The organism is Pseudomonas sp. JL23 (assembly GCF_056933585.1).
This window is the reverse complement of the sequence record NZ_CM167795.1, coordinates 5,556,187-5,568,405: the sequence shown is the minus strand read 5'-3', so window position 1 is coordinate 5,568,405 and position 12,219 is coordinate 5,556,187. Positions and strand designations below refer to the sequence as shown.

The 12,219-nt window shown below is 62.1% G+C and carries 10 protein-coding genes; 4 read left to right on the top strand and 6 right to left on the bottom strand.

Translation table 11 applies throughout. The annotated features are described in order from the left end of the window. Positions 1–260 precede the first annotated feature (260 nt). The 6 genes from AC1Z24_RS25670 to gap all read right to left on the bottom strand — a co-directional run bounded on the left by AC1Z24_RS25670 (position 261) and on the right by gap (position 6,774). Entirely contained in the window at positions 261–656 is a 396-nt protein-coding gene (locus AC1Z24_RS25670) for a YbaN family protein (protein WP_483743221.1), read from the bottom strand. Between the two features lie 55 nt (positions 657–711). After that, a complete protein-coding gene (locus AC1Z24_RS25665) occupies positions 712–1,308 on the bottom strand; it encodes a biliverdin-producing heme oxygenase (protein ID WP_483743220.1) in 597 nt (198 codons plus the stop codon). 68 nt (positions 1,309–1,376) lie between these two features. Next, complete coding sequence (locus AC1Z24_RS25660; RefSeq protein WP_483743219.1) at positions 1,377–3,968, bottom strand: TonB-dependent receptor; 2,592 nt, start codon at positions 3,966–3,968, stop codon at positions 1,377–1,379. 192 nt (positions 3,969–4,160) lie between these two features. Next, positions 4,161–5,126, bottom strand: coding sequence for a FecR family protein (locus tag AC1Z24_RS25655; RefSeq protein ID WP_483743218.1), 966 nt, complete (start codon positions 5,124–5,126; stop codon positions 4,161–4,163). Between the two features lie 27 nt (positions 5,127–5,153). Further along, a complete protein-coding gene (locus AC1Z24_RS25650; protein WP_483743217.1) occupies positions 5,154–5,672 on the bottom strand; it encodes an RNA polymerase sigma factor in 519 nt (172 codons plus the stop codon). Between the two features lie 100 nt (positions 5,673–5,772). After that, positions 5,773–6,774 carry a type I glyceraldehyde-3-phosphate dehydrogenase gene (gap, locus tag AC1Z24_RS25645; RefSeq protein WP_483743216.1) on the bottom strand — a complete coding sequence of 334 codons (1,002 nt, stop codon included), beginning with the start codon at positions 6,772–6,774 and terminating at the stop codon, positions 5,773–5,775. Positions 6,775–6,994: 220 nt separating this feature from the next. Here gap and edd point away from each other — a divergent pair, with 220 nt between their 5' ends. The 4 genes from edd (at position 6,995) to AC1Z24_RS25625 (ending at position 12,132) form a co-directional block, all read left to right on the top strand. Beyond that, entirely contained in the window at positions 6,995–8,821 is a 1,827-nt protein-coding gene (gene edd, locus AC1Z24_RS25640) for a phosphogluconate dehydratase (protein ID WP_259105965.1), read from the top strand. Further along, positions 8,818–9,798: a glucokinase gene (locus tag AC1Z24_RS25635; protein ID WP_483743215.1), complete on the top strand. Its 981-nt coding sequence runs from the start codon at positions 8,818–8,820 to the stop codon at positions 9,796–9,798. The genes edd and AC1Z24_RS25635 overlap by 4 nt, the downstream gene beginning before the upstream one ends. A gap of 126 nt (positions 9,799–9,924) precedes the next feature. Continuing rightward, positions 9,925–10,665 (top strand): response regulator, encoded by a 741-nt coding sequence (locus tag AC1Z24_RS25630; protein ID WP_259105963.1) that lies wholly within the window; start codon positions 9,925–9,927, stop codon positions 10,663–10,665. A 60-nt stretch (positions 10,666–10,725) separates the two neighbouring features. Beyond that, complete coding sequence (locus AC1Z24_RS25625; RefSeq protein ID WP_483746718.1) at positions 10,726–12,132, top strand: ATP-binding protein; 1,407 nt, start codon at positions 10,726–10,728, stop codon at positions 12,130–12,132. Positions 12,133–12,219: the final 87 nt, after the last annotated feature.

The window sequence follows — 12,219 nt, the reverse complement described above, 5'->3', positions numbered from 1 at the left end:
TCCTGGGAAGATGGAGACAGGCTAGGGTGGGGGGTATCTGATTCTGCTGATGCAGATCAGTACTGTGGGCGATTTAATGGGGCGGGGAACAGATGTGACAGGAAATGTCGCATCCAGGAATCGAGATTGGTATGAGTGGCTTTTGTGGGACCGGCTTTAGCCGGGAATGCAGTGGTGAAGGAGCAAGAGCTGTATCGGACGTGCCGCCGTCTTCCCGGCTAAAGCCGGTCCCACAAAAAAAGGGATCGCCAGAGACCGGATCAGACCTGCGGCGCAGGCTCCGGCCTTGACCATATCCACAGATTGCCCATGCCCATCCCCGTCAGCGCCAGGTACATCGGCCAGGCATGCGTGAGCAGGCTGAGCATCAGCACGGCGCAGATCAGCATGCTGATGGTGGCGCTGATCTTGGCGCGGCGGGCGATGAGCTTGCCGTTGCGCCAGTTGTACAGGATTGGCCCGAACAGCCGGTGGCTTTCCAGCCAGGCGCTCAGACGCGGCGAGCTGCGGGTCGCGGCCCAGGCAGCCAGCAGGATGAACTCGGTGGTCGGCAGACCGGGCACGACAATGGCCACCAGCCCGATCCCCAGGCTGACATAAGCGAGGATTGCGAACAGAAAGCGCGACAGTGGGGTTCCGGGCGGTTTGCAGGTCATGGTCGTTTGCGGTGCAAATCAATCAGTGAGTTGGGGGCCTGGCTAGCTTAACAGCTCAGGCTGATTCAGCCGCGTAGGCAATATCCAACAGCTCGTTGAAACGCTCAAAGGCCTGCAGGGCGCCGAGGTCGGCGTCGGCCTCTTCTTCGGCGCTGAACTGCAGTGCGTCGAGGGTGCGGGTAAAGGACTTCCAGCCCTCGGCACGGCCGCCCGCCGGTTCGCCCAGATGGCGGGCGCCGAAGCTGTCGCTGAGGTTCAGGGCCACGGCGCGCTTGATCAGGAACGCCGCACCGAGTTTCGAGCCTTCGGAAACGAACAGCCAGCCCATGGCCTGAGCCTTGCCCGGATTACGCAGGGCGCCGGGGGCGGGCGGTGGTACTTCGATTTCGAGGTCGGCGAGATCGGCCAGGGCCTGTTCGGCACGGCAACGCTGAGCCAGATCAGGGAATACCTCGATCAGCGCCGGATCGCTGTACAGCGCCTTGAGCTCGTTCTGAAACAGGTACTGGGCCACGACAAAGCGCGTGTAGCTGGCCAGGGTTTCGAACGGGGCGTTGGCCTTGACGGCACGGTCGAGCTTTTCGTGGGGCACCTGGGTGATCTGGTTCAGGCGTTGCGAGCGCAGGGTGGGGCGGTTGGAGGGGGTGTTCATGATGTCTTCCTGATCGAATTAAAACGTCGCCGCCCGTCTACGCAGAAACGGGCGGCGCAGATATTGGGTCAGATATCCCAGACCACATTGATGGCGAAGTTGCGACCCGGCTGGGTCAGGCGGTCCAGGTTGGCCGGGGCGGTTACGCCTGCCTCGCCGACGCCGTCGTAGCCGCGGATGTCGTCCCAGCGCCAGTATTTCTTGTCGGTGAGGTTGTACAGGCCAGCGTTGACCGTGACGTCCCGGGTGACCTTGTAGAAGCCGCTCAGGTCGAGCACGCCATAGCCCGGCGTTTTGAACTGGCTGGAGGCGGAAACGCCGTCCGGGGTATGGAAGTTAGTGTCGTCGACACGGTCCTTGCGTTTGACCAGGGTCCAGCTCAGCAGGCCGCCGTAGTTGTCCTGCTCGTAGCCCAGGCCGAGCACGCCGGTCAGCGGGTTGACGCTGTTGATCGGCTCGCCGCTGTCATCGTTGCGACCGTAGGCATAAGCCAGGGAACCCAGGCTGTAGAGGCCCTGGGGCGCGCCGAAGACGTCGAGGTTCAAGCGGCCCTTGACCTCGGCGCCCTTGATGGTGGCGTGCTTGATATTGTTGGACTGGAACACCGTCTGGGTGTAGCCGGGGGTGATGGCGTCTTCGTTGATGAAATCGCGGTATTTGTTATAGAACACCGCGACATCAAAGGAGCCCGAGTCGAAACGCCCACGCAGGCCGGTCTCGTAGCTCTTGCTCTTTTCCGGTTCCAGGTTCGAGTTGGGTTCGACCACGTAGCCCGAACCGAGGTTTTCGAAGCGCCCGTAGAGTGCCTTGGCCGAAGGGGTACGGAAGCCCTCGGCGTACTGACCGTACCAGGTGTACTGGTCGGTGATCGCGTAAGTCAGGCCGAACTTGGGCGACAGGCGATGCCAGGTCTTGTCCTTGCCATCGACCTGGCTGGAATTGCTCAGGGCTACGGTATTGAGGAATTCCTGGGTGATCTTCGGATTCAGGCGCGTGTAGTCGTAGCGCAGCGCAGGCAGGAAGGACCAGTCGTTCCAGCGGATTTCATCCTGGGCGAACAGGGCGTAGCTGGTGGTGATCGGGTCCGGGAAGTCGCTGGAGCGAACAAGACGGTCGCTGGGGCTGTCGGCGCCGACGGTGCGGCAACTGCCGAAGACCCGAGCGCAGACGCCGCTGCCCTGGCGCAGGCCGGTGGTTTCCTGGCGTTTGAGGGTGGTGCCGTAAGTCAGCAGATGATCGGTTTCGGCGATCTGGAAGGCCTTGTCCAGTTGCACATCCAGGATCCATTGTTTTTCCTGGTAGGAGGCTTCGCGGTTACGCCACACATCCCGGGAGAACGGGAAATAACGCTCAAGTGTTTCCTGCTCGGTCTTGGCGGTCTGGTAGTTGAGGCTCCACTTGACGTTGTCCACCAGCAGGCTGTCGAGGGCAAAGTTGTTTTCCACGCCAAAGCGTTCGCGGGTGATCACGTCGTTGCCGGTGCGCGAGGTGTACATGCCCAGGGGGCTGCCGTTGTTGTACGGGCCGCCGATGGCGCTTTTCTGGTTGGTGGAGCGGTCGTCCTTGTACTTCTCGTAGGTCAGTCCCAGGCGCGCGTCGTCGGCGTAGTCCCAGCCCAGTTTGGCCAGTACGTTGGTAGTGCGTACGTCCTCCGGGTTGGCTTCGGTGCGTTGCAGGCCGGTGCCGTTGTTGCTGCCGTAGGATTCGGTCTCGTGACCGTTGCGCTGGCTCAGGTGCAGCAGGCCATCGAACTGGCCGGTGCGCCCGGCGACGGTGGCCGAGGTCAGCCAGCTTTCGTCGGCGGAGCTGTAGCCGGTCTTGAGGCGCGCGCCGACATCCTTGCCGGGCTTGATGATGTCATCGGGATCAAGGGTGTAATAGCTGACCGCGCCGCCGATGGCGCTGCTGCCATACAGCGCCGAGGCCGGGCCGCGGAGGATTTCCACGCGCTTGACGATTTCCGGGTCGACGTAGTTGCGGTGGGTGTTGGCGTAGGGGCCGGTGAAAAAGCTGTCGGGCACTTCAACGCCATCGACCTGGGTCAGGATGCGATCGCCGTCGATGCCGCGAATGTTGTAGCCGGTGGTGCCGGCACGCTGACCGGCGCCGCCGACCGAGATGCCCGGTTCGTAGCGCACCAGATCGCGAATGTTATTGACGTTCAGGCGGTCCAGCTCGGCGCGGTCGTGCACGCTGACGCTGCCGGGCACGGTCGCCACTTCCTGAGCCTGACGGGTGGCGCTGACGGTGATCTGCTCAAGGGCCAGGGCGCCGCTGCTGCGCTTTTCCAGCACGACATTGTTGTTGCCCAGGTTGCGATAGCCCAGGTGGCTGCCAGCCAGCAGTTTATCCAGGGCCTTGTCGGCAGGCAGGGTGCCGATAGCGCCGGGTGAGACCACGTCCCTGGCCAGATCAGCGGAAACACCCACCTGCCAACCGGTGATGCGGCTGAATTCGTTCAGGGCTGGGACCAGGGGTTGCTGGACGATGGCGAAGGGATAAGTACCGACGCTGCGTGGGGCGCTTTCACCGGGCGTAGCGGCCAGGGCACCGCTGGTATACGGCGTCGCACCAAGCATGGCCACGGTCAGCACTGACAGGGCAAAGGCATGCAGATCGATATGGAGGGTCTTGCGGATGGCGGGTGTCGCAGATGGCATGGGTACAGCTCCCCTGTCGTGCTGGTCTTTATGATAGTGACAAACGCTTACTAATGAGAATTAATTGCATTTGGTGACTAGACGAACGACGGGTGGTAATCGCGTAAAAGTTTTTCAGGGAGTTCGATTTCGAATCGATGGGCAGGTTTCGGTGGGACCGGCTGAAGCCGGTCCCACAAAGGTCATGAGTCTCTAATTGAGGATCACGACCCTGGGCAATTCATGCAGGCTCGCCGAGGTGATCTGCGCCAGGGAGCGCATCACGTCCAGCGGGTTGTCGAGGCGATAGTTGCCGGTGACGGCGACGTCGTCGAGGGCCGAGTTGGTGTTGATGATCCAGCCGGGGTAGTAGCGGCGCAGTTCTGTCAGGACCTGGCCGAGGGGGCGGTTGTCGAAGATCAGGCGGCCCTGGACCCAGGCCAGGTCGTTGTGGCTCATGGGTTCCGGCTGGCCGATGCCCGAAGGCCCGACCCGCAGGCTGTTGCCGGCGCTGAGGCTGATGCGGGTGTTGCCCTGGGTATTGCGTACATCCACGGCGCCGCGCTGGACCTGAATACGCGCTTCGCCATCCAGATAGCGCACGGCAAAGTCAGTGCTGCTGGCGCTCATATGCAGGGGGCCGGCCTCGACTTCCAGCGGGCGGTTGCGATTGTCCGGCACATTGAAGAAGGCCTCGCCCTGATACAACCGGGCACTGCGATGCTGTTCGTCGAGCTGGCTGGAAAAGGCCGAATCGGTGTTGAGCAGCACGGAGGATCCGTCCTGCAATTGCAGGCGCTCGCGTTCGCCGACCTGAGTCAGGTGATCGGCCTCGAGGCGCAGGGGCAGGTTGGTGAAATTGAACACCGCCAGCAGCAGGACGGCAGCACTGGCCATGGGTTTCCACAGGCGGCGCAGGGGCCGCGAACGGGCAGGGCGTGCCTGCTGCTCGAGGCTGGCGGCCACTTGTTGCAGGGGCGCCGAGTTCCACATCGCCTGGGCCTGGGCGAATGCTTCGACGTGGGCCTGATCGGCGTCGAGCCATTGCTCAAAGCGCTGGCGTTGCTGCGCGTCGCAGTGTTCCAGTTGAATCAGCCAGTCGAGGGCCTGATCCATGGCGCTGTTGTCCATGGGCGTCGGTTCGGGGGTGTTCACACGGGATCTCTGGCGATGGGACATGCAATGGCCCGCAGCCTGCGGTAGCGGTCAGCCATGGTCAAGCTTCGCGGCGACGTCGAGACAGATGGCCATGATCAACTTCAGCTCTTTTTGCACCGTACTCGCCGACACATTCAGCTGTTCGGCGATTTCAAGGTAGCTGCAACCCTGCAACCGGCTGAGGGTGAAGATGCGCTGCTGGCGTTCGCTCAGACGCCCCAGGCTGGCGCTCAGGCCTTTGATCAGGCGTTCGGCATGGGCGGCGTCTTCCGGCGGGCTTGACGGTGCGACGACGCTGTAAAGCTGATCAGCAGGCGTATCTTCGACCATGGTCCGGGCGTGCAGCTTATACGCGCGCAAATGATCCAGCGCCAGATTGCGCGCGGTCTGGTAGACGAAGGGTTCCAGATGGTCGATGGGGCGTTCGCCCAGGGCGCGGGTCACCCGCAGCCAGGTTTCCTGGAGCAGGTCTTCGGCGATGCTGGGGTTACGGACGATCCGTTGCAGGGTACGCAGCAGCACGGTGCGCTGGCTGAGAAATACGGCATTAAGGTGCGACTGAGTCACGGGGAGGCCCGACCGGAAAAACAAGCGGATGATAATGCTTATCATCCGCTTGTACGGTCAAGGGCCGAATGCAAAAGACCTTGTGGGATTTGTCCCGGTCTTATTCGGCGTTATGCAGCGCCAGGCAGTTATCCAGCATGCGGTTGGAGAATGCCCACTCGTTGTCGTACCAGGCCAGGACCTTGAGCAGCTTGCCGCTGGCCTTGGTGTGGTTGGCGTCGAAGATCGACGACAGCGGGTTGTGATTGAAGTCATGGGACACCAGCGGCAGGGTGTTGTAGCCCAGAACCTTGGAATGCTGGCTGGCTTCTTTCATCAGGGCGTTGACTTCCTCGGCCGTGGCTTCGCGCTTGAGCTGCACGGTCAGGTCGACCAGGGACACGTTGATCACCGGCACGCGCACGGCCATGCCGGTCAGCTTGCCAGCCAGTTCCGGCAGGACCAGGCCCACGGCCTCGGCGGCACCGGTCTTGCTTGGGATCATCGACTGGGTCGCGGAGCGGGCGCGGTACGGGTCGGTATGGTAGACGTCGATCAGGTTCTGGTCGTTGGTGTAGGCATGAATGGTGGTCATCAGGCCGCTTTCGATACCCAGCTCGCGATGCAGCACCTGGGCCACCGGGGCCAGGCAGTTGGTGGTGCAGGAGGCATTGGAAATGATCTGGTGCGACTGGCGCAGAACGTCATGGTTGACGCCGTAGACCACGGTGGCATCGGCGCCCTTGGCCGGGGCCGAAATGATCACTTTGCGCGCACCGGCAGTCAGGTGCGCCGCCGCCTTGGCACGGTCGGTGAACAGACCGGTGCATTCGAAGACGACGTCGATGTTCTCGGATTTCCACGGCAGCTCGGCCGGGTTGCGGATCGCGCTGACTGCGATACGGTCACCATTGACGGTCAGGCTTTCCTTGTCGAATTCCACGGTGCCGCCGAACGGGCCGTGCACGGTGTCGAAACGCAGGAGGTGGGCATTGATCTCGCTATCGCCCAAATCATTAATGGCGACGACTTGCAGGTCCTGTCGGTAGCCTTGGGTATAGAGTGCACGCAGGACGTTGCGGCCGATACGGCCAAAGCCATTGATTGCGATGCGAAGCGTCATAACAAGCATCCTCTCTAAATTTGTTGTTGGAATTACAAGATTATTCGCATAGAAATAGAAAACAAGCCTTTTTAATGGCAATATTTTGTTTTATCTACAACGACAAAGCTCGTAAGGCCAGTACATCCGTTCGAAATCAAGCGCTTGCCAATGCCTGCGTGGATCGATCGCCGACACTGCCTGCACGGGTGACCATAGACGTTAGCCTGGAGTTCATCACATGCATCCCCGCGTTCTTGAGGTAACCGAACGGCTGATAGCCCGTAGTCGCGAGACACGTCAGCGCTATCTCGAACTGATTCGAGGGGCCGCAAGCGATGGCCCGATGCGTGCCAAGCTGCAATGCGCCAACTTCGCCCACGGCGTGGCTGGCTGCGGCACCGAGGACAAACACAGCCTGCGCATGATGAATGCGGCCAACGTGGCCATCGTGTCTTCCTACAACGAAATGCTCTCGGCGCACCAGCCGTACGAGCATTACCCCGACCAGATCAAAAAGGCCCTGCGCGAAATCGGCTCGGTGGGCCAGTTCGCCGGTGGTGTACCGGCCATGTGCGACGGCGTCACCCAGGGTGAGCCGGGCATGGAGCTGGGCATTGCCAGCCGTGAAGTCATCGCCATGTCGACGGCGATTGCCTTGTCCCACAACATGTTCGATGCCGCCCTGATGCTGGGTATCTGCGACAAGATCGTACCGGGCCTGATGATGGGCGCCCTGCGCTTCGGCCATCTGCCGATGATCTTCGTGCCCGGCGGGCCGATGGTCTCGGGCATTTCCAACAAGGAAAAGGCCGATGTGCGGCAGCGCTACGCTGAAGGCAAGGCCACCCGTGAAGAGCTGCTGGACTCGGAAATGAAGTCCTACCACAGCCCCGGCACCTGCACCTTCTACGGCACCGCCAACACCAACCAGTTGGTGATGGAAGTCATGGGCCTGCACTTGCCCGGCTCGTCCTTCGTCAACCCTTACACGCCGTTGCGTGACGCCCTGACCACCGAGGCCTCGCATCAGGTCACGCGCATGACCAAGCAGAGCGGCAACTTCATGCCGATCGGCGAGATCGTTGACGAGCGCTCGCTGGTCAACTCCATCGTCGCCCTGCATGCCACGGGCGGTTCGACCAACCACACCCTGCACATGCCGGCAATTGCCCAGGCAGCCGGTATCCAGCTGACCTGGCAGGACATGGCCGACCTCTCCGAAGTCGTGCCGACCCTCAGCCACGTCTATCCGAACGGCAAGGCCGACATCAACCACTTCCAGGCAGCGGGCGGCATGTCGTTCCTGATTCGTGAGCTGCTGGGCGCCGGTCTGCTCCATGAAAACGTCAACACCGTGGCCGGTTACGGCCTGAGCCGCTATACCCGCGAGCCGTTCCTCGAAGACGGCAAATTGATCTGGCGCGAAGGTCCGCTGCAGAGCCTGGACGAAAATATCCTGCGCCCGGCATCGCGTCCGTTTTCGCCGGAAGGCGGCCTGCGCGTGATGGAAGGCAACCTCGGCCGTGGCGTGATGAAAGTCTCCGCCGTGGCGCCGGAGCACCAGATCGTCGAAGCACCGGCCAAGGTGTTCGAAGATCAGCAGGACCTGGCCGATGCGTTCAAGGCCGGCGAGCTGGAATGTGATTTCGTCGCAGTGATGCGTTTCCAGGGCCCGCGTTCCAACGGCATGCCTGAACTGCACAAAATGACACCGTTCCTCGGCGTGCTGCAGGACCGTGGCTTCAAGGTGGCATTGGTCACTGACGGGCGTATGTCCGGTGCCTCGGGCAAGATTCCGGCGGCGATCCACGTCTGCCCGGAAGCCTTTGATGGTGGCCCTTTGGCACTTGTTCGTGACGGCGATGTCATTCGTGTAGACGGCGTAAAAGGGACGTTGCAAGTTTTGCTTGAACCTGCAGAATTGGCCGCCCGGACACCGGCGATCGGCACCCTCGGCAACGCCGTGGGCTGCGGTCGTGAGCTGTTCGGTTTCATGCGCATGGCCTTCAGCTCCGCCGAGCAGGGCGCCAGCGCCTTTACCTCGCAATTGGAGACGCTGAAGTGACATTGGCCATGGTGGGTGATATTGGCGGTACCAATGCACGTTTTGCCATTTGGGAAGACGATCAACTGCATTCGATCCGGGTATTCCCGACCATCGACTACGTGAGCCCGGAAAAGGCCCTGTCGGTCTACCTGCAGGACCTTGAACTGCACAAGGGTGATGTCGGCTCGATCTGCCTGGCGGTTGCCGGGCCGGTCACCGGCGACGACTTTCATTTCACCAACAGCCACTGGACGATCAATCGCCAGAAGTTCTGCGAAGAAATGAAGATCGACAACCTGATCATGGTCAACGACTTCACCGCCCAGGCCCTGGGCATGACCCGGCTCAAGGACGATGAGTATCTGACCGTGGTCCACGGTATCGGCGATCCGGCCTGCGCTCGCGTAGTGATCGGTCCGGGCACCGGCCTCGGTGTCGGTACGTTGCTCAAGACCGGTGATGCGCACTGGACGGCGGTACCGGGGGAGGGCGGCCATGTCGACCTGCCCATCGGCAGCGCCCGGGAAGCCTTGCTGTGGATGCGCCTGATGGCCGACCACGAGCATGTCAGCGCCGAGACAATCCTCAGCGGTGCCGGGCTGTTGCTGCTGTACCAGGTCAGCTGCGCGCTGGACGATATCGAGCCCGAACTCAAGTCACCGGCGGCCATCACCTCGGCCGCGCTGGCCGGTGATCACGTAGCGGCGGCGGTGTTGGAGCAGTTCTGCGTGTTCCTTGGCCGTGTCGCGGGCAATAACGTACTGACAGTCGGCGGGCGCGGCGGGGTGTATATTACCGGCGGCGTGATTCCGCGCTTTACCGACTTTTTCCTGAGCAGTGGCTTCAAGCGCTCGTTCAGCGAGAAGGGCCATATGAGCGACTACTTCAAGGGCGTGCCGGTGTGGCTGGTGACAGCCGAGTATCCGGGGTTGATGGGCGCTGGGGTGGCGCTGGATCAGGCGTTGGCACTGACTAAACAGGATACGCCAATCTAAATTGGTGCACCTGTGGGACCGGCTTTAGCCGGGAGTACGCATTCCCGGCTAAAGCCGGTCCCACAGTCTGGCGCCTGACCTGTGATGGGCGTGATAATAATAATTTGCCTACAAGGACGATCCATCGTGAGTTCAGCCAGTAAATCCATTCTGTTGGTCGACGACGATCAGGAGATCCGGGAGTTGCTGCACACCTACCTGACCCGTGCGGGTTTCCAGGTGCGGACCGTGGGCGATGGTGCCGGCTTTCGTCAGGCGCTCAATGATGAGCCCAGCGATCTGGTGATCCTTGATGTGATGCTGCCCGACGAAGACGGCTTCAGCCTGTGCCGCTGGGTGCGCCAGCATCCGCGTCAGGCGCAGGTGCCGATCATCATGCTCACCGCCAGTTCCGATGAGGCTGACCGCGTGATCGGTCTGGAACTGGGTGCGGACGATTACCTCGGCAAACCTTTCAGTCCTCGTGAATTGCAGGCGCGGATCAAGGCTCTGTTGCGCCGGGCCCAGTTTGGTCAGCAGGAGCGGGTGGGTGGCGAAGTGCTGGTGTTCGATGAGTGGCGTCTGGATATGGTCAGCCACCGTCTGTTTCACAAGGACGGCGAAGAGGTGATTCTCTCCGGCGCCGACTTTGCCCTGCTCAAGCTGTTTCTCGATAATCCTCAACAGATCCTCGACCGCGACACCATCGGCAACGCCACCCGTGGCCGCGAGCTGATGCCCCTTGAGCGCATTGTCGATATGGCGGTCAGCCGCCTGCGTCAACGGCTGCGTGATACCGGCAAGTCGCCACGCTTGATCCGCACCGTGCGCGGCAGCGGCTACCTGCTGGCGGCCAACGTGCAATCGCAACTCAGCAATGGTTACTGACGCTTGATCAGTCTCGATACCAAGCGGCGGTTCCCATTGCCGCGCTCGTTGCTGGGGCGCATGTTGCTCCTGACTCTGCTGGCGGTGTTGCTGGCCCAGACCCTGTCCAGCGTGATCTGGCTGGCGCAGTTGCGTGCCACTCAGATGGAGGGGCTGATCACCGCAGCACGCAGCCTGGCCAACTCCATGGCGGCCAGTGCCAGTTATTTCCGCTCGTTGCCGGTGGCCTATCGCCCGCTGGTGCTGGATCAGCTGCGCAATATGGGCGGCACGCGCTTCGTCGTGACGCTCAACGATCGCCCGCTGGACATGACCACGCTGGAACTGACCCCGCGCAAGCAGGCGGTACTGGATATGGTCGGCCAGGTGCTGCGGGAGCACTTGGGCAACGGGCCGGATATCTCGGTGCGTTTCGTCCGTCCCGAAGACTTGCGGATCTTCAACAGCGGTCTCAAGCTCGACGAATTGCCGCGTTCCTGGGCGCATTACGCCTTGAGCCTGGAGCCGGTCAATCCGCCGGTACTGGTCACCCAGATCCAGATGGCGCCGGGGGAATGGCTGTACATCGCCTCGCTGTTGCCAGAGCCCTACACCACCCTGGAGGAGCAGGAATTACCGGTCTCCCAGGTCTGGTTCATCGTCCTGACCAGCGTGTTCCTGCTGCTGTTCATCGGCCTGCTGGTGCATTGGCAAAGCCGCCCGCTCAAGCGTCTGGCCCGTACCGCCCGGGACATGTCCCTGGGCGCCAATGTTGAGCCGGTGGTCGAAGGCGGCGGCAGCGAGGTGGTGGAAGTGAGCCGGGCGTTCAATGCCATGCGCACCCGCATCAGCCGCTATCTGACCGAGCGCGGCCAGTTGTTCAGCGCCATTTCCCACGACCTGCGCACGCCCATCACCCGCCTGCGCCTGCGGGTCGAGCTGCTGGAGGATGAAACCCTGCAAACCAAGTTCGGCCGCGATCTCGACGAGCTGGAGCTGTTGGTCAAGGGCGCGTTGCAATGCGTGAAAGACACGGACATCCACGAGAACATCGTCGACGTCGACCTCAATCACGTTCTCGACGTGCTGATCGAGCCGTACCTGCTGCCCCAGGGCAATGGCTGCGTGACCCAGCAGGGCCAGGCCGAGGCCAGCTATCCGGGCAAGCCCCTGGCGCTCAAGCGCTGCATCGGCAACCTGATCGACAACGCCATCAAGTACGGGCAAAAGGCCCACCTGAAGATCGAAGACAACCCCAAGGCGTTCGTTCTGCATGTCGATGACGAGGGGCCGGGTGTTCCCGAACAGCGTCTGGAGCAGGTCTTCGAGCCGCATTTCCGCCTCGCGGGCAGTCAGCAACAGGGCTACGGCCTGGGCCTGGGCATCGCGCGCAATATCGCCCACAGCCATGGGGGCGAGGTGAGTCTGCAGAACCTGCGCGGGGGTGGGTTGCGGGTGACCTTGTATCTGCCGCGCACGGCCGAGTGAGCCCTGTGGGACCGGCTTTAGCCGGGAAAGGGCCGGTACATCCGCCGCGTTTCGTTGATCAGAAGGGCGCCTTCCCGGCTAAAGCTG